Origin of the sequence: Leptospira vanthielii serovar Holland str. Waz Holland = ATCC 700522 (assembly GCF_000332455.1) — a bacterium.
Classification (GTDB): Bacteria; Spirochaetota; Leptospiria; order Leptospirales; family Leptospiraceae; genus Leptospira_A; species Leptospira_A vanthielii.
The window spans coordinates 182,076-200,496 of the sequence record NZ_AOGY02000077.1; the positions used below are offsets into that span (position 1 = coordinate 182,076).

Consider the following 18,421-nt stretch of genomic DNA (forward strand, 5'->3'; position numbering starts at 1 on the left):
TTCCAACTTTTGGAATCAATGAACCAATCATGGATTGTTTTTCACATTTTTCTTTTATTTAATTCATCAGACTCAGTTTCCCTCTCTATTTCATTTTATTCTTATTTCGGAGTATTGGTATGACTACCCAGGTTAAAATCCCACAAAACACAACTATATCCTTTAAAACAGATTTGAAGGGCAATATTATCTTCGTTAACGATGATTTGGTTAAATTGAGTGAATTTGGAAGAAGTGAGTTACTCGGGCATTCCTTTAAAAAAATACAACATCCAGAAACTCCCGGAGCCGTTGATTCCCAAATTTTCAAAACCTTAAATTCCAATGAGCCTTGGAATGGAATGTTGAAAAACCAAACTAAGTCAGGTAATTATTTCTGGGCAAACACAACTATCACTCCTTATTATGATGCCGAGGGAAAAACTGTGGGTCAGATGTATGTCGGACGTACCGCATCGGAAACCCAAATTAAAAAAGGCGAACTGTTCTATCTAAACCCAAAGTCACAACAATCGGGCTTTATTCTAAATCCAAAAAAAATACTCTATAAATTTAAAATTAAAACCAAACTCTTGTTTGTCTTTGGACTTATGGCGATCATGATGATGGTTTTGGGAATCAATCTAATCTTAATCAAAAAAGTTGAATATGAAGGTGCTTTTAATCGGTTCAAAGGTGCAGAATACAATTTAAGTCTTGCACAACTCATGCGACTCACGGCAAAACACCGGGGGCTTTTGGCTCGAGTTTTGAGTGGGGATCTGTCAGCAAAAGAAGGTTCATTAAAAATCGAAAATGAATTAGATTCTTCTTATCAAAAATTCTTAGAATTAAATGAGGAAGAGGGTAAACATTTCCACGTATATGAATTATCGAAGGAGACTTATAATGATTGGAAACACCTGAAAGAAGTAAACCTTAACCTTACACCAAAAGAAAGTTATATTGCACATGTGAAGTTAATTAAAAAAATGTTGAATGTGAATAGCGAAGTAGGGGAATCTTCGGGGTTGTTTTTGGATCCAGATAAAGATACCTACTTTATGATTGATGTTTCTCTCTCTAAATTGCCTTATTTAGCTGAAAAACTTGGCCAACTACGTGCTACAGGATTGGCGTATTTGGGGAAAGGAGAAAAGGCAGAGGATTCTGAAAAGATTTTGATTCAAGAAATTATGGGTGCCATTCTCGGTCATTTTGAAGCAATCTCTGTAAGTATTACATTTATCACAAAATTCAATCCCGATAGTAAAACTATCGTCGATACATACAAACACGCGGAAGCCGATTTTCCTTCCTTACATGCACTCATTCAAAATAGGGTCATCAAAGAAAAAAAAACTACATTAAAACCCATCGAGTATTATAATGCTACAACCAATTTGATTGATCAGATTTTTAATGTGAACGAAATCATTTCAAAACAACTGTCTGAAAAGTTTTTGCAGCGAGCCAAAGTCGCCAAAAATTACGCTATAATAATCACCATTGTTACAGTTTCCATTCTTACCTTTCTTATTTTGCTTCAGTATTTAATCATTCAAAGTATAATGTCAGTGATACGAAACAGTACAAATATCATTAGTCAAATCGTAAGGGGATCGGGCGAACTAAAAGAAAATTTAGATTATGGGATTCATGATGAAATCGGAGGGTTATTAAAATGGATGGGAGTTTTTATTTTAAATATTACTGAAATTGTATTTATCCTCAGGCAAGTCTCCGGCGAGTTATCCGATAAATCAAAAGAAGCCGCAAATTTAGTTCGTAATTATTCTGCAACAACCCAAGACCAAGCTGCTTCAACAGAAGAAACGTCTGCGGCAACAGAAGAGTTAGCTGCCTCTGTGGAAAATGTTTTTTTAAGTATATCGACTCAAGCCGACCACTTAAAAGAAATCGAAAAAGTTACTTTGGACTTTAAAATCGCAATGGCAGAAGTTGCCAATGCAATGGTAGGAATGACAAATTTAACAGAAGAATTCTATAGACAGGCAAATGATGGTATGTTAACTACAAAAAATACTGCGGACTCCATTCATACTGTAAATCAAAAAGCAGAGTTAATCGATGAAGTTGTCAATATTATCAATGAAATATCAGATAGAACCAACTTACTAGCGCTAAATGCCGCGATTGAAGCCGCAAGAGCAGGAGATCTCGGTCGAGGTTTTGCCGTTGTTGCCCAAGAGATCGGGAAACTTGCTGAACAAACGGCACTGAACACTCGAAATATTCAATCGTTGACCACGGATACAAAAAATGCAATTAAGACCAGTGTTGGGCTTATGATGAATACGGAAGCTAGTTTTAGAGAGTTACTCAGTAATATTTCGAAGATTCAAGAAACCGCAAAACTTGTGAGTTCTGCTCAAGACAAACAAACTGCTGATACCCATCGTATTGTGGAATCGGTTCATAAAATCAATGAAAATTCTCTTCATATTTTAAATGCCGCTTCTCAAGAAAAAATAGCGGTAGAAGAGATCTCAAAATCTATCGAAACGATAGCAACAGGAACTCAAGTTATTGCTGATAATTCATTGGTCCTACTGGAAACAGCAAAAGACATTGAGGTCACTGGGGAACATTTACAAACAGTTGTCGAAACCTATAAATATTAGAAATTTTGATGATTGGATTTACTTGTTTATAAATCAAAAGATTTAGGAAAAGTAATTTCTTGCCTAATTTTACTTATATGAGATTATGATGCGATAATCACTCGTAAGTGGAACGGAATGCATTCGATTATCATTTATATTTTTCTTTCTATTAGTTATCTTTTTTTTTCATGGGGTTTGTATTCAAAAACTTGGACTGATTTAGAATCAGAAAAGGAAGTAAAGGTTTATGGAAGTGAGCGCAGTGCCAAATTCGAGGCTAGTAATATTTTCTATGACATAGAAAATTGGACAGACCATTACTCTGTCCGAGCATTAGGATTATATCGCTATTATGACTATCCAAAGGCAAAAACCAAATCTGTATTTCCTTTCTACTATCATATACAAAGTAAATCCGATAATCGTGAATACAAACGAATACTTAACGTAAACCGAACCAAAGAAAATGATTCCTTAGACCAATCCTTTTATCCATTAGTTTTTTGGGGTAAAGATACAAATAGTAACTATCTAACCACAATTCCCTTATTCTTTTATAAAACAAATGATACTAATAGTAAGTTAGGATTCCCCGTCATTCCTTTGTTATACTATCACAGTCGAAACACTAGTGGGGCAAATAAAAATCATTATACTCGTTTTCTGACTTTGTTACATATGGAAGTAAATGAGAAAAAAGGACTTCACGAATTCTCATTTTTCCCTTTGGTTTATTATTCAAAGGAAAACTATTTATTTTTTCCTTTGTTTTTGTTTTACCAAAGTTATAGATCCAATGATAACGAATATTGGTTAGGCCCCATCTATTTTTCAAATGATAAGGCGAAGGAAGAGAGACTGTTTATTGGCTTCCCGTTCTTGGCACATTACAGAGCTCCTGGAAAAGAATTAGACCTTGTTTTCCCATTGTATCTTAACTACTCCGACTCGGAAGAAGACTATCATATCAATTTATTGTGGTATACGAAAACAAACTCCGCAAATGTAAATCTGGCATCTAATGATGGAAAGGTGTATGTTGATTTTGACTTTGGAATTTTATATAATTTGGTTGGATATTCGCAACGAACGAAAGTTTTGAATGGAAATTTAGATCCTAAAAACACAAAGTCTTTGGAAATAGGGAATCCCAAGTTGGTAAAAAAAAGAGAGTTCAATCGAGAAAACAGCGATAGTTTTATTGGTTATAATTTACTTTTTGGAATTTTTTCTTACGAAAGGGCAGACTCTAAAAGACATATCCGCTTATTACCACTTGCATGGTTTACTTGGGATGAAACTTCAGAAGACAATGTAGTTTTGTTACCTCCTTTTTTTCCAATTTGGTTTAGTTATCAATCAAATGACTTGGAATACAAAGTTTTGTTCCCGCTATACGGGAAACAGAAAGATATTGATTCAGAGTTCCATGCTTATCTTTTGAATGTTTATTTGACCGAGGATCACAAAAAAAACAATCGAAAGGAACGTTCGTATCTTTGGCCTTTGGTGAACGTCTATGAATCTGATGTAGATTCTGGTCACCGTTTCCTCCCATTCTATATTCATAGAAATGAAAGTAGAGAAAAATATAAAACTACTAATACGTATACATTATTATCTCTTTACCAACAAACAACAGGACCTTCCTCTGCTCATACGGAATTTTTATTTTGGCCGTTGTGGATTTCTTATGAAGATCGAAATCCCTCTCACTCGGAAAGAGAACGGACTGTATGGGTGACTCCATTTTTCTATCGTAACATGAAAGAGAGTCGGACAAGAACAAATGTTTTGTGGTTGGTCGATTGGGAGTGGTATCAGGATGATGTTATAAGAACAAGTTCTAAAACTAAGTCGACTGAGAATAATCATTCGAAAAAATCGTTATCTCATCTATTAGTTTTCCCGTTTTATAAGACAGATTCCAGTTTTTCCGTCATCCCATTCTCTTTTAATCATTGGGAGAGAGATAGTTTTACAACCTTTACTTTTTTAAATTATCTAAAATGGGAAAGAACCGGCCATTATTATAATTTTCTATATTTAATCGAATCTGAAAACACTGAATCTGACTATAGGTTTAGAAGTTTGGGTGATTTACTTTGGAGTTTCAAAAAAGAACCTTCTCGCGTTAACCGTATGACTTTTCTTTGGTTAGGATATGATCACAGATCTTATAAAACCATATATAATTTTTTTCCAATTGTAAGAACTGCTGACGCAGAAAAAGAGAAGTCAAGATTGTATGGGCCATTTCTGTATTACCTTTTTGATTCTGAAGAAGAAAAAACAGAATTAATGCTCGCAGGTCTCGGCTATTATCATAATAAATCTAAAACCGATAACCAATACTCAACATATATATTGTTAGGTGCATTGTACCAGGAAAAAACAGAAATTGAAAGAGGGTATGTTAAGAGGGGAAGTTTATGGGGTTGGCTCTGGGAATACCAAACAGAAGACAATGGATATGAAAAATTCTCTATATTGAAATTATTTTCTTACACCAAGGAAACCGATGGAACCAAAAAAATTATGGGAATGTCTATATAGAACATGAATAATCCAAAATCAAAAATTCTCGCAATTTCAGGTGGAATTAGCGCCACATCGTATAACAAAAAAATTCTCCAAACTTTAAAACAAAATTTCTCAGAAAATTGTGAAATGGTAATTTATGACAAGATTGTTGATTTTCCTTTTTTTGCTTCTGGAACTTCTGATGAGGAGACACCAGCAGTTGTGAAAGATTTCTTAACCGATGTTGATAAGGCAGATGGTATATTAATATGTTCTCCTGAATATGTATTTAGCATTCCAGGTGTATTAAAAAATGCATTAGAGTGGGCTGTATCTTCTGTTGTATTTACGGACAAACCAGTAGCATTGATAACCGCAGCTTCCGTTGGTGAAAAAGCACATGAATCATTGCTTTTAGTTTTGAAAACTATAGGCGCTAAGTTATCCGAAGAGACCAATCTTTTGATTTCTGGAGTGAAGGCTAAAGTTGCCACTGATGGTCAAATTAGCGACCCAATTACAAAACAATCCATTCATAACTTGATGCATGTTTTTTTAAATTCTCTAAATGATAATAGCTGAGTAAAGACTTCTCTTGAATCGTTTCGATCCGTTTAGTTTTCGATAGTAATACTTGTTCTGTTTGGATTGATGGCGTCAGCACCGACAATGTGCCTGAAAATTTTTTTCATATTTTAAAAATATTTTCAATTCCAATAAACCTTATGAAACCACAAAAAATATGGAATTTATAATTCAGAAATACAGCTATTTAGTTATGGTTTAAAATTAGTAGATATCAATTTTCAACTTTTTGAATATTGGAATGGGTTTACTATATATTTTGCTCAAATTTAATGAAAATAGGGCGAATTTGAAAGATATACTTTAAAAGTGGGTTGTTTTCAATCTATCTTGAAATTTTCAAGATTAAACAATCAGATTGAAAACAATGATTCATAGTAACTTTGCTTTATATATTAACACAAACGGATGGTGACGTATTGTTGCAAGAAAATCCGGCTTCTATTTTACATGTATTGTTGCACCCGTCTCCATTAGCCAAATTACCGTCATCGCAAGCCTCGTATGAAACCTTCACACCGTTACCGCAAATATTGCAATCTGCGGTAACGTCAGTTATGTTAGAGGTCCCAATTGTTCCAGAAGCTTTATTCGTAATTCCACATGTTACTCCATTGGGATTTGAGAGAACCGAAACAGAGTAACTGCTATTTGATTTGATGTTTGTGCTAAACAAAAAATTTCCTAATGCGTTTCTGGAAAGGTTGTTTGCTCCATTAAGTTGCAAAACTAATGTTCCTCCATTCAATTGACCCGTTAATGTTCCTCCGACACTCTGATATGTGTCTGGGGTTTGTGCCTGGTTTGTTTGCGAAACTATTCCAATAAGAGTAAGTAGCGAACTTTGGCTCGCTTCGTCATTTTTTTTATCTGCTATTTCACAGCTTAATAAGGACATAAGTGTTAGCATTAACATTACTGAAATCATTCTATTTGATATGGATATTGTTTTCATAGGTATCTCTTTTAACAAGAGTTAAGTAATTGCGATTTTTGGGTAAATAAAAAATTCATAAAAAGAACATTATGTATTAGTTTTATTAAAAAAAATGAATATTCTAGCTAACATCTTTCGAATAACACAACTTTGATTTCCAATACAAATGGAACTGGATTATTGCAAATCCGATTTACAGCTGTGGTTGATGCCATATTGCCAGGTGTATGGCTTGGAAGTATTTCTGGTTATGTCATCGGTAGCAACACATGTTTTGATTGGGCAGGTAGCATTGGTATCTACAATTGCTATATGTTTTGTACTAAATATCTTGACGATATGCACTAGGGTGGAAATTTTTTCTGCTGTACCCAAATAAAATATTCTGCTTTGAATATTGAGGTTCAAAATTTGCATTACATCCAATCATAGGTCAAAAAAGTTGATCTAATTTCGATTGATGATTATGGTTGAACTGAAACATGGAACTTCCTTTTTTCTTGTTAAGCAACTATCACTCATTTTTTTGCTCTCTTTTTTGATTTCATGTGCTAATGGGTCTTTGAACAATACCTGTGATATTAATTCAAAGTCATATTTTGAAACTTCCTTAATTGTAACAGCAACAGGGCAAAAAAATCATCCCTGTTATTCTGGAATCCAAATAGTTAACCAGCCAGGTGTTAATCTTAGCCATAACTTTGTGACACTAACGGAAGCAGGTGGTACAGCGACCATTGGTTCTTCATTATCGGTTCAAGTTTTTTTGGGATCAGAACCCAAGGAAGTTGTAAATGTTCAAGTGATTGTTAGCAATCCATCATTTGCATTTGTTTCCCAAACCAATTTAACCTTTTCAAAATCCAATTGGAATCAGAATCAAAGTACAATCATCACTGCGGTGAATGATCCTGTGATGAATGGAACTCGTTCCACATTGATTCGATTTATACCCAGCTCAAATGATACATCCTTTCGATTGGAAGAAAAGTTGATTCAGGCAGAAATTTTAGATAATGATAAAATTATTTTTACAACTTCAGGCAGTTATACTGGAATTTTGGGTGGGGTTTTTGGCGCAGATGCCATTTGCCAAGCAGATGTAAAATGTCCTGCAGGTAAAATTTGTAAAGCCATGTTAGCCGATGCTGGTTCTGATGCTCGCCAAGCATCCTTTACCTCTGGGGTAGGTGATGGCCAAATCGATTGGGTCCTAAAACCATTTTCCACATACGTCCGTAACGACAACATTTCAATGGTGATTGGCACAACAACTGCCTCTTCCCTTTTTACTTTTCCCATTGTGGGGATAAGGCCTACTTCTACCACTGCATGGACAGGACTTAGTGCGGATTGGACAAGTAATGGGAATCATTGCGGATCATGGACTGTGGATTCTGGCAATGGGAATGCGGGTGACACATCTGGGACCGGATCCGCAGCTATAGGTTTTAATAACTTTCCTTGTAATAGTAACCTACCTTTTTATTGTGTTGAACAATAAGTCAAAAAATTCTATTTTTTCGTTGACTATCCATATCTAATAGATATAGCTGGGAAATATATCTATTAGATATGAGGAACTATGGAATCAAAACAAAGGAATATTCTTGTTGTCCTTGGCCATCCGAATCCCCATTCGCTTTGCGGTCATTTAGCAGAGAGTTATGTAAATTCGGCCAAAAAGTCCGGTCATACCGTTAGTTTTCTAAAACTTTCAGAGTTAAATTTTGATTATAATTTGTATTCGGGTCATAAAAAAGATAATTCCCAGATTCTTGAATCGGATTTAGTTCGAAGCCAAAACTTAATAACAGAAGCAGATCATTTAGTTTTTGTATTCCCCAGTTGGTGGGCAAGTATGCCCGCAGTTTTAAAAGCTTGGATTGATCGTGTATTTTTACCGGGTTTTTCTTTTAAATACAGAAAAAACTCTCCACTTCCTGAAAAACTTTTGTTAGGTAAAACAGCTCGCATCATTGTCACAATGGACGCTCCCAGTTGGTATTATAAATGGTTTAACAAATCTCCCGGTGTACAATTGTTAAAGTTTGGTACATTGGAATTTTGTGGAGTATCCCCAGTGAAAGTAACTATTTTCGGGCAGGTGAGAACTCGAAAACAAACTGATTTTTTAAAATGGACAAAGGTTGTAGAGTCATTGGCGATTCAAGGTAAATGATATGAGTTTTTCCAATCTAGAGTTAAAGGAATTTGAATCCCAAGGTAAGTATTTTAATTTTCAAGGCCATTCCATTTTTTATCGAACGATCGGTGAAGGCGAAGTTCTATTTCTTTTGCATGGATACCCCTTCAATAGTTTCGATTGGAGTTTAGTCATTCCCAAAATATCAGAGAATAGAAAGATCATTCTTTTGGATTTTTTAGGAATGGGTTTTTCTGATAAACCTAAAAATCATAAATATTCATTTGAAGAATATGCAGAATTAGTGAACGCAGTCGCCAAACATCTGAATATAAAAGAAGCAGATATTTTGGCCCATGATTTAGCCGTGAGTGTTGTTCAAGAAATGTTGGCATCACCGGATAAAAATTCTTTTAAAATTCAATCAGTTGCTTTTATGAATGGAGGTTTGTTTACTGATGTTTACAAACCGAGAATGATCCAAAGGTTGTTATCGCAGACTCCTGATGTAATAGGAAAATTTTTAAGTAAAAAAATGAGTCGTAAGTCTGTGGAAGTCTCTTTGTTTAAAGTGTTTGGACCAAACACCCAACCAGCTTCAAGCTGGCTTGAAATCTTTTGGGAAGTTTTGAATCATAAGGAAGGTAAATCCATCGCTTATTTGATTGGTCGATTGGTATTTGATAAAGTTCACTATCAAAAACGTTGGATAGGTGCCATGTCGAATACAGAGATTCCATTTTGTTACATCTGCGGACCTGCGGACCTGCGGATCCAAACTCAGGTAGACATATGGCAAATCGTTTTTTAAATAGTTTTCCATTAAAACCAGTTTATTTTTTGTCAGAGTTAATTGGACATTGGCCACAAATTGAGTCGCCAGAAGAAGTTTGCGCTGCATATTATCAATTTAAAAAAGATCTAGAACATTCCAATGAAACGAGAAAGTAAAACACAATATGCGTTATTAGGGATTCTTTCCCAATGCGAAATGAACGGATATGAAATCAGAAAATACATAGAATCTACCATTAGTTTTTTCTGGAGCGAAAGTTTCGGCCAGATTTATCCAACACTATCCAAGTTGGAAGAAGAAGGATTGATCCGAGAATGGGAGAAAACGGACGTTAGTGGAAAAAAGAAAAAAGTATATAAAATCACTCGCCCTGGGTTAGAAACATTTCGACGTTGGATGGATGAATCGCCAATCCAATCCAATAAGAGAAACGAATTGTTATTTAAGGTATTCTTCGGAAGGCATATGAATCCCAAACTATTAACCCAACAGTTGGAAGAAGAAATTCGTAAACAAAAGGAAGATTTAAAATCATTAAAGAGTTTTCAAAAAGAACTGGATGCTGATTGGGACAAACACCCAGATTTAGAATATTGGTCATTGACACTAGAATATGCAGAAAAACAAACAAAACTGAATCTGGATTGGATTGAAAAAGTTAAAAGTAAAATCAAAACCTGAGTCTCTGTTTCAATTTGTAAAATTGAGAATTCCTCCACAAAGATAAATCAACAGAAATCTCTTAAATAAAATACATTGTTTTGATTTAATTCATTGATTTGAGAGCCAATCCATATAAAAACAAAGTATGGGTAGGCGCTCTGTCTCTAAAAATTTTTATTATACCTTCTTCTATTGCCTCCTATTTCTAATTCATTCCCCCATTTTTGGGCTCGAAAAAGTTACTCTTCATCTTAAATGGTTTCACCAATTTCAATTTGCCGGTTACTATGCTGCCCTCGAAAAAGGTTATTATAAAGATGTTGGCCTTGATGTTGAGATCATTGAAAGCACAATTGGAATCAAAGGAATTCATGATAAGGTAATCCAATCCACTGGCCAATACGGTGTTGGTAGTAATGAATTAATTCAGGAGCGATACGCAGGGAAACCAGTAGTTGTTCTTGCTGTTATTTTTCAACATTCTTCATCTGTTCTTTTTTTTAAAAAAACATCAAATATACAAAGCATTCATGATCTAGTTGGAAAAAAGGTCATGTTAACTCCGCACATGGATGAAATTGTCGCTTATTTAAAAAAAGAAGGAATCGACTTACACGATTTACAGCTGTTAGAACACCGATTTAATCCGAACGATCTGATCCAAGGTGAAGTAGACGCATATTCCGGTTATGCGACAACACAGACTTATGATTTCAAAAAAGCAAGGTTTCAATATGTTGCTTATTCACCGAGAGTTGCCGGTATAGATTTTTATGGTGATAACTTTTTCACTAGTGAAGAAGAGGTTCAAAAACATCCAGAAAGAGTGAAAGCATTTAGAGAGGCTAGTCTTCGGGGTTGGCAATATGCAATGGGCCATCAAGCAGAAATAGTTGATTTGATTTATGAGAAGTATTCAAAGCGAAATACAAAAGAAAGATTACTCTTTGAAGCAGAACAGATGACTTCTTTAATTCAGCCAGTTCTTGTTGAGATGGGATACATGAATCCTGGCCGCTGGAAACATATCAACGAAGTGTATTCTGAATTAGGGATGCTTCCGAGGAATATTAATTTAAAAGGGTTTATATACGATCCAAATCCGCCAGCTAACTATGATCTGATTTATTATTCGTTTGGATTTGTGCTTTTTTCTTTTGCAGTTGTCTGGTTGGTTCAGTGGAGACGATTGAATAAACAATATTCTGAGAATCTAAAAAAACAGGTTGAGATGAGAACTGAAGAACTCAAACATTCAAATGAATATTTGCAAGTTTTAAATCAAAGTTTATTGAATACATTAAAAGAACTGACGGAAGCGCAAGATAGACTTTTGGCTTCAGAAAAATTGGCAGTTCTTGGCCAATTGGCTGCTGGAATGGCTCATGAACTAAATACTCCATTGGGTGCAATTGTATCTTCCAACCAATCACTTGCTGATTTTCTAAAAAATAAAATAAACAATATTATGGATACAATCGTTGGATTCAATAAAGATGATTCTTTGCGGTTTAATAAAGTATTGGAAGAAAGTCTAAGGAATCAAACTTTTCTTGAGGGAAAAATGGAAAGATCTATCAAGAAGGAACTTGCTTTACAGTATTCGACTTCTAAGAAGATGGACTTGTATGGAAAACATATGCAGTTAGTGGTGGAAACAGGAGCATTCCGGTTAGGTGATGAATTAAATCAGATTTTGGAAAGTGAAAATTCACTTCAAATATTAGAAACTGTCGCTAGTATTTCTACTGCATATCGATCCAACCAAATTATCTCCGTTGCATCAGAGAAAGCCACCCATGTAATCAAAGCTTTGAAGAGTTATCTTATTTCTGATAAGGATATTTCAAACGGGAATTCAGTAGTTGATCTTGTATTTGAAATAGAAACAATCCTTTCACTTTACCATTATAACCTAAACAAAGTTACTATAATAAAAAATTATTTAACGGATAAAAAGTGTAAAGGAAACAGAGATAAACTCAATCAAGTTTGGATTAATTTATTAAATAATGCGCTTCAGGCAATGGCTTATACAGGGAGACTGGAAATTAAAATCCAATCGTTGGATCCCTGGATCAAAGTATCAATCATAGATTCAGGTATTGGTATTTCAGATTCGATTAAAGAAAAAATTTTTGATCCATTTTTTACAACAAAACCTGATGGGGAAGGTATGGGATTAGGACTTGATATTTGTAAAAAGATTGTTTTGCAAATGGATGGAAAAATTGAATTGGAAGACGTTCCCAAGGGAGCTTGTTTTTCGGTTTGGTTACCAACTTTTGATTCTTTTGTTAATAACAAAGTTTAGATCAACCTAACCTTTGTTATTTTCTTGACTTTTTTCAATGGACAGTTTTAATTTTGTTAATAGGGAATTCAGTGTATTTATTTCTTCATCAGTGAGGTCTTGTATGGAGGTATCTTCGTTTTGGGTGTGCGAAAGAACTGCCTCCTCAACTAGTTTTAAACCTTTTTCCGTCAGCGAAACAAGTGTCGCTCGCCTATCATTTGGATCTGCTAATCGTTCAATATAACCCGCTGTTTCTAAGCGATCCAACCGATTTGTCATGGCACCCGATGAAAGTAACATTCCTTGCCACAACTGAGTTGGATTTAAGCGGAAGGGAGATCCAGACCTACGGAGCGATGCCAAAACATCGAATTCCCCGAGCTTTAACCCAAACCTTGCTAAATTAGTTTCTACAACGTTGCTTGCCAAAAGGGCAACTTGGCCCAAACGGCCAAAAACTTCCATTCCCCGAAGAGAAAGTGAGGGATTTTCCTTTTGCCACTGCCTTAAAATCTCATCCATTGGATCCATTTGTTTACTTTGGGTGAAATTATCTTGACGTCAAAATAAAAATTTGAATATCTTCATATCAAGAATCTTTATGGAGAGATATATGAAACCTTTATTTCCGATCTTTATTTTAGCAGGTTTATTTTCCCTTTTTGGATGTTTTGGTCGGGCTGCGGTCCCTTATTCGAAGGAGGTTTCTCCGATCCAATTACAGAAACCAATTTCAGGTATGAGAATGGAAGTTTTTCAAACTGGTCGTATGGTGATTGATGGCTGGGCAGTGTATACGGGTGGCGAAGGTAAAATCAGCATGGACCAACCTGCCTATTTGATCTCACATCCTAACTATGGACTCATTGCTTTTGAAGCGGGCCACCATTCAGCAATTGCAACCGATCCTACAGAACATCTGGGTTGGATCCATAGAATGGGACTGATGCCTATGGAGCAGGACCCGGGTCAGGACTTTCGCAGCCAATTGATAACGTTAGGCAAAAATCCAGACTCTCTCCGAGATATTTTAGTCTCTCATTTTCATCCAGAACATGTAGGTGCGGTCGAAGAATTTCCTAAGGCGCGAATTGTGGTAGATCGTAGAGAAGTGAAACATGGGAATGAATCACCAAACTATAATTATGTGAAAAAGGAATATGATGGTGTCCTTAACTGGTACCAGATTGATTTCTCTCAAACAAATAAATTTGGTTCTTTTGAAGGATATTATGATTTAGTGGGAGATGGATCCATACTTATACTTTCGACCCCCGGTCATACTCCTGGTCATATTTCTGTTTTAGTTAATTTAGAATCTGGCCCTGTGCTCCTTACTGGTGATATGGCATGGACAGAACATAATATTCGTTCTGCTTCGATTGGACTTCCTTTTATTTCCTCTGATGGAGAAGCGGCAAGAATATCGCTCGGCCAATTATTGGCATTTCAGTCGTCGAACCCCGCAATACTCATTGTTCCTGGTCATGACTTGAATCCATTACGTAGAAAGTCTCAAAAGGATATCCATATTCATCCATGGGTAACAGTGGATAAAAAATAAATTTCAGATTGGAGCCGGTAATAAACGAATTACAATTATTTCCCTTTAAGACCCGTCCGCCGGCGTTGGTGTTGGCGGAGTTGTTGGGAGAGGTGTTACCGAATGTCGTTGATTCGCCCACTGATGGCAAATTATCAGACATCATGGCGGGAAATCGGACAATAGTGGTGAATTTCTGCATTTCGTAAATTAGCTAGAGTATTCTTTTTCGATTCCAATTACTGTAGGGGAATATACATTCGTTCTAGTTTGTATGGAACCTTTGAAAGAAATGTATTCTCGGGAATGGGTTCTCGGGTTGGGCAATCACTTAAGTCGGGTTGATTCCAAAATTAATCCTTTGGAATTTCAAAAACAGGTATTTACCTCTCCATGGAAAGAAATGGAATTGAAGGAGAGGATCAATCGACTTTCTGATGTTCTGGTTCAGTATTGGCAAGGACCCATCTCTCAAATATATCCTAACTTAATCAAATTAATAGAATCCCTTCGTGGTCATGGAATCTCTGATTTTAATTTCCCATACATTTTCCTGAATGATATTGTCACCAAATCTGGATTAGGTGATTTTGAAATGTCTATGAAAGCATTGGAAAAAGTTACAGTATTTTCTAGTGCAGAGTTTGCGATTCGGTTTTTTTATAAACATCATTTTGATAAAACTTTAAAACAAATGCATCATTGGTCAAAACACAAAGAGCCAATGGTTAGAAGGTTAGCAAGCGAAGGCAGTCGCCCAATGTTACCTTGGGGGATTGGGATCCCTGAAATTAAAAAAAATCCAGAAATTCATTTATCTATATTAGAAACACTTTGGGATGATAAAGATGAAATTGTCCGAAGGAGTGTTTCCAATCATTTGAATGATATCTCCAAATTAAATCCTGATTTGGTATTGGCGTTCTGCAAAACTAAATTTGGCAAATCACAAGAGTTAGATAAAAACTTAAAACACTCATTACGTACTCTTCTGAAAAAAGGAAATACCAAGGCTTTGGGTTTCTTTTCTTATGATACAAAATGGAAACCAGGAAAAATTAAGTTTTCTGTATTAAATAAAGAAGTCAAAATTGGAAGTTCACTTGAGTTTGCGATTTCTGTCAACCAAACACCTAAAGATAAAACTAAGGTTAGGATGGAATATAAAATTGGGTTTTTATTATCTAATGGTTCCTATGGTTATAAAGTATTTCAGTTGGGTGAAAAGTTGTTGTTACCAAATGATAAAATTACAATTTCTAAAAAACATTCATTTGCTCCGATCACTACCAGGGTTTATTATCCAGGAACACATACAATATCCATTTTACTCAATGGAAATGAATACAAATCACAAAAGTTTGAATTAAAAAGAGGATAACAATCAATGTTGCAAAGATTTTTAATAAGTTTTTTGAGGTTTATTTTCCTCCTTCCTCTTTTGTCCTGTTCTGTGTTTTATTCCTCTGAAAGACTTAAAACAGATTTTTCCAAACTTATCAAAAATAAATCATTGAGTTATGAGTTGATAGGTTGGGATGACGAAGCTGATCGTCGCAGAATTTCTTATATTCTTGCTGCATTACAATCATCCGGAAAATTCACATCCTTACGTTACCAAGACCAAACAAATACAGATGCACATGTTCAAATCATATTGGAATCAAGCCCAAAATTCAAAATTTTTTTGGGAGAAGCATCTGAACCTGTTTCGTATTTGCCAGAAAGAAATCCTCCGAGATTTGGAATTTATTTACTCAATCGGTTTCTAGCGATTAGTACTTTTTTTATCATTCCTGATATTGATCGAGATGATGACTATTTAGTTTTTAGGTTAAGTAAAAAAGGAAAATTGGAAAAGGAATATAGATATCCAATGGAATCCTATCGAGTGTTTGGTTGGGTTTCTCTCCTATTTATGTGGGGGGATGACAGAAAGGAATGGAAACCTATTCTTACGGAAAAAGTATCAGAATTTTTAGGAGATACTGCTAATGAACTTTAATTTTAAAATACAAGCATTGGTTCATCTAGTTTTTATTGTGCACATTCTGAATTGTGCAGCCTTTCCAGATACAGTTACATCGAAAGAACGCAGATTTCAATCTATCGGAAAAGAAAAAGTAAGAATTGTTTTTACTGGGTTTTACCGCTATGAACAGGAAAAAAATGAAATTGCTGAAATCTTGTTAAAAGAAGGCATTGTTAAAGACCCTAATTCCAATTTCGAATTAGAAGTAATTCTTCAAAAAAAAGAACCAACTTACAGGTATTTGTTTATACATCGGTTGAATTTTATTATAACTTTTTTGTCTGGTGGTTTTGTGCCATCTCATATTCGGACAGAAAAAACACTCACTTTTAGGTATTCCAAATTGGGTTTGGTTGAAAAAGAATCTGTATATGATATTGGAATGGATCAGTGGCGGGGAATACCAGTGGTTATTTTTATGATAACACATTGGCCAAACAAAATTTATAAAGAACAATTGATTGAGGCAACAAAATTGGAGATTAAAGAAATATGAAAATCTTCTATATAATTGTGATTTCCAGTTTGATTGTTTCCTGTATGGGGTTGAATCGGAAACTATTGCCGAACGAAAAGTTGGACTCTATAGAGATTCAAAATCATAAACGGACTTACATCGTTCATTATCCCAAAAAATGGGATGGATCGCCTATATCATTGTTAGTTGCATTGCATGGCAGATTTGGATCTGGTTCTACTATGATCAAACAGACTAAGTTAGATCTTTTGGCAGATTTAAAGGGTTTTATTGTCGTATTTCCTGATGGTTATAAAAGAAGTTGGGCCGATGGAAGAGGAAATACTCCAGCCGATGAAAATCAGATCAATGACATCGTTTTCATCGAATCAATGGTAAAACGATTAATTGCAGAAGGTTCTGTCAATCCAAAGCAAGTATTTTTAGTAGGCCATTCCAATGGTGGTTTTATGGCTCAAAGGTTGGCTGCAGAAAAACCTGATCTATGGAAAGGTGTTGTGAGTGTAGCAGCGCAAATTTCAGTTTTTACTCTCAAAAGGAAATTGGCTTTAAAATCAAACCCCGTTTCTATTGGGATAATTGCAGGAACTGATGATCCACTGGTTCCATATAGTGGTGGTTATGTGAGAGATGGAGGTGAAATTTTGTCTGTAGAAGATTCTATTCAACGATGGAAAGAATGGAATTCTTGCAACAACTCAGTAGCCAAAAAAACGCAAGTCTTTAAAGAAGATCTTGCTGATATACACATAGATTTTTATCGGTATGAATCTTGTGCAGAAAATACCAAGGTTGGTTTGATTCAACTCAATGGACTCGGTCATAGTTGGCCTGGAGAAACACCGATGATTCCTTTTATTGACCAAGGAAAAACTACGAAAGTTTTGGATGGATCCAAACTTGTTTGGGACTTTATGGAAAGTTTGTGAGTTCATTAAAAGTTGCTTTAGTTACTGGAGCTTCTCGAGGGATCGGACTTTCCATCTCGCAGATGTTAGTTAGTTTGGGTTACAAAGTTTATGGTATCTCAAGAAACCCTGAGAACTGTAATTATAAAAATGAATTGTTTCATTTGATTGCTTGCGATCTTTCCAATGCAAAACATTTGGACCAGTTACTTGATCGTATTCCTGAAAAAAAAGAAATTAGTTTGCTGATACATAATGCCGGAGTTGCTTATTTTTCTCCGGTAGAAGAACTATCTTCAGAAAAAATTCGTGAGTTGGTTAACCTCCACATAACAGCACCTATGTTGTTGACAAGTCAATTGACTAGAATTCTAAAACAAAACCAGGGACGTATTGTGTTTATTGGTTCTGTGGCTGGTAAAGAAATTTCACCTTGGGGGAATGTTTATGCTTCTCTCAAAGCTGGAATCCATCATTTTGCCAGAGAGTTATTTGCAGAGTTACGAAAGTTTGGTGTAAAAGTACATTTGATCATTCCTGATATAACAAAAACCGACTTTTATAACCGGTAGAATCAAATTTTTAACGCAACACCGATAATCTAATGAATAAGGTGTTAATAAATGAATCATTATACAAGAATTAATTTGAAAGAAAGGGAAGTAATTGCTGAGATGCGATTTAAAGAGGAAAGTATTAGAAGTATAGCTAAGATACTGAATCGAAGTCCTTCAAGCATTTCCAGAGAATTATCTAAAGGTTATTCAAGAAATTCTTTCATTAATTATTCAGTATCAAATGCTCAAATCATTTCACAGAAGAATGAAAGTTCCAGAAATTCTGGTAAAATAAAGTTGCAAAAACATCCAAATTTACGAAAATTTATAAAATCTAAATTAGAACTGCGT

At 35.1% G+C, this 18,421-nt stretch carries 17 protein-coding genes; 15 read left to right on the forward strand and 2 right to left on the reverse strand.

The genetic code is table 11. The annotated features are described in order from the left end of the window. Positions 1-119: 119 nt before the first annotated feature. The 3 genes from LEP1GSC199_RS19725 to LEP1GSC199_RS19735 all read left to right on the forward strand — a co-directional run bounded on the left by LEP1GSC199_RS19725 (position 120) and on the right by LEP1GSC199_RS19735 (position 5,711). The gene (locus LEP1GSC199_RS19725; RefSeq protein ID WP_002990677.1) at positions 120-2,624 is read left to right on the forward strand and encodes a methyl-accepting chemotaxis protein; all 2,505 of its coding nucleotides are present in this window, start codon (positions 120-122) and stop codon (positions 2,622-2,624) included. Between the two features lie 117 nt (positions 2,625-2,741). Continuing rightward, positions 2,742-5,162 carry an LA_1737 family protein gene (locus tag LEP1GSC199_RS19730; protein ID WP_002990901.1) on the forward strand — a complete coding sequence of 807 codons (2,421 nt, stop codon included), beginning with the start codon at positions 2,742-2,744 and terminating at the stop codon, positions 5,160-5,162. A gap of 3 nt (positions 5,163-5,165) precedes the next feature. Further along, positions 5,166-5,711: an NADPH-dependent FMN reductase gene (locus LEP1GSC199_RS19735; protein WP_002990799.1), complete on the forward strand. Its 546-nt coding sequence runs from the start codon at positions 5,166-5,168 to the stop codon at positions 5,709-5,711. 391 nt (positions 5,712-6,102) lie between these two features. Here the strand turns inward: LEP1GSC199_RS19735 and LEP1GSC199_RS19740 are convergent, their stop codons facing one another. After that, a complete protein-coding gene (locus tag LEP1GSC199_RS19740) occupies positions 6,103-6,669 on the reverse strand; it encodes a DUF4215 domain-containing protein (RefSeq protein ID WP_039927513.1) in 567 nt (188 codons plus the stop codon). 448 nt (positions 6,670-7,117) lie between these two features. Between LEP1GSC199_RS19740 and LEP1GSC199_RS19745 the strand changes: the two genes are divergently transcribed. The 5 genes from LEP1GSC199_RS19745 to LEP1GSC199_RS22140 all read left to right on the forward strand — a co-directional run bounded on the left by LEP1GSC199_RS19745 (position 7,118) and on the right by LEP1GSC199_RS22140 (position 12,570). Next, on the forward strand, positions 7,118-8,155 hold the full coding sequence (locus LEP1GSC199_RS19745; RefSeq protein WP_002990725.1) for a DUF1554 domain-containing protein: 1,038 nt from the start codon (positions 7,118-7,120) through the stop codon (positions 8,153-8,155). A gap of 81 nt (positions 8,156-8,236) precedes the next feature. Next, on the forward strand, positions 8,237-8,833 hold the full coding sequence (locus LEP1GSC199_RS19750; protein WP_002990602.1) for an NAD(P)H-dependent oxidoreductase: 597 nt from the start codon (positions 8,237-8,239) through the stop codon (positions 8,831-8,833). 1 nt (position 8,834) lies between these two features. Continuing rightward, positions 8,835-9,608 (forward strand): alpha/beta fold hydrolase, encoded by a 774-nt coding sequence (locus tag LEP1GSC199_RS19755; RefSeq protein ID WP_002990986.1) that lies wholly within the window; start codon positions 8,835-8,837, stop codon positions 9,606-9,608. 123 nt (positions 9,609-9,731) lie between these two features. Beyond that, positions 9,732-10,274 carry a PadR family transcriptional regulator gene (locus LEP1GSC199_RS19760; protein WP_002990991.1) on the forward strand — a complete coding sequence of 181 codons (543 nt, stop codon included), beginning with the start codon at positions 9,732-9,734 and terminating at the stop codon, positions 10,272-10,274. A 127-nt stretch (positions 10,275-10,401) separates the two neighbouring features. After that, positions 10,402-12,570, forward strand: coding sequence for an ABC transporter substrate-binding protein (locus LEP1GSC199_RS22140; protein ID WP_002990755.1), 2,169 nt, complete (start codon positions 10,402-10,404; stop codon positions 12,568-12,570). Between the two features lie 6 nt (positions 12,571-12,576). Here LEP1GSC199_RS22140 and LEP1GSC199_RS19770 read toward each other — a convergent pair whose 3' ends face one another. Next, positions 12,577-13,074 carry a MarR family winged helix-turn-helix transcriptional regulator gene (locus LEP1GSC199_RS19770; protein ID WP_232420858.1) on the reverse strand — a complete coding sequence of 166 codons (498 nt, stop codon included), beginning with the start codon at positions 13,072-13,074 and terminating at the stop codon, positions 12,577-12,579. A 91-nt stretch (positions 13,075-13,165) separates the two neighbouring features. On the opposite strand from LEP1GSC199_RS19770, the gene LEP1GSC199_RS19775 reads away from it, so the two are divergent. From LEP1GSC199_RS19775 to LEP1GSC199_RS21060, 7 genes are all read left to right on the forward strand, one after another. Continuing rightward, a complete protein-coding gene (locus LEP1GSC199_RS19775; protein WP_002991068.1) occupies positions 13,166-14,116 on the forward strand; it encodes an N-acyl homoserine lactonase family protein in 951 nt (316 codons plus the stop codon). Between the two features lie 253 nt (positions 14,117-14,369). Then, entirely contained in the window at positions 14,370-15,476 is a 1,107-nt protein-coding gene (locus tag LEP1GSC199_RS19780) for a DNA alkylation repair protein (RefSeq protein ID WP_002990916.1), read from the forward strand. Positions 15,477-15,482: 6 nt separating this feature from the next. After that, positions 15,483-16,100: a hypothetical protein gene (locus tag LEP1GSC199_RS19785; protein ID WP_002990672.1), complete on the forward strand. Its 618-nt coding sequence runs from the start codon at positions 15,483-15,485 to the stop codon at positions 16,098-16,100. After that, positions 16,090-16,623 carry a hypothetical protein gene (locus LEP1GSC199_RS19790; RefSeq protein WP_002990716.1) on the forward strand — a complete coding sequence of 178 codons (534 nt, stop codon included), beginning with the start codon at positions 16,090-16,092 and terminating at the stop codon, positions 16,621-16,623. The genes LEP1GSC199_RS19785 and LEP1GSC199_RS19790 overlap by 11 nt, the downstream gene beginning before the upstream one ends. Then, positions 16,620-17,534: a CE1 family esterase gene (locus LEP1GSC199_RS19795; protein ID WP_002990861.1), complete on the forward strand. Its 915-nt coding sequence runs from the start codon at positions 16,620-16,622 to the stop codon at positions 17,532-17,534. Before LEP1GSC199_RS19790 ends, LEP1GSC199_RS19795 begins: the two co-directional genes overlap by 4 nt. Then, positions 17,531-18,085 carry an SDR family oxidoreductase gene (locus tag LEP1GSC199_RS19800; protein WP_002991033.1) on the forward strand — a complete coding sequence of 185 codons (555 nt, stop codon included), beginning with the start codon at positions 17,531-17,533 and terminating at the stop codon, positions 18,083-18,085. The genes LEP1GSC199_RS19795 and LEP1GSC199_RS19800 overlap by 4 nt, the downstream gene beginning before the upstream one ends. A 51-nt stretch (positions 18,086-18,136) precedes the next feature. Then, a partial coding sequence (locus LEP1GSC199_RS21060; RefSeq protein ID WP_002990966.1) for a helix-turn-helix domain-containing protein occupies positions 18,137-18,421 on the forward strand: 285 nt, incomplete at its 3' end.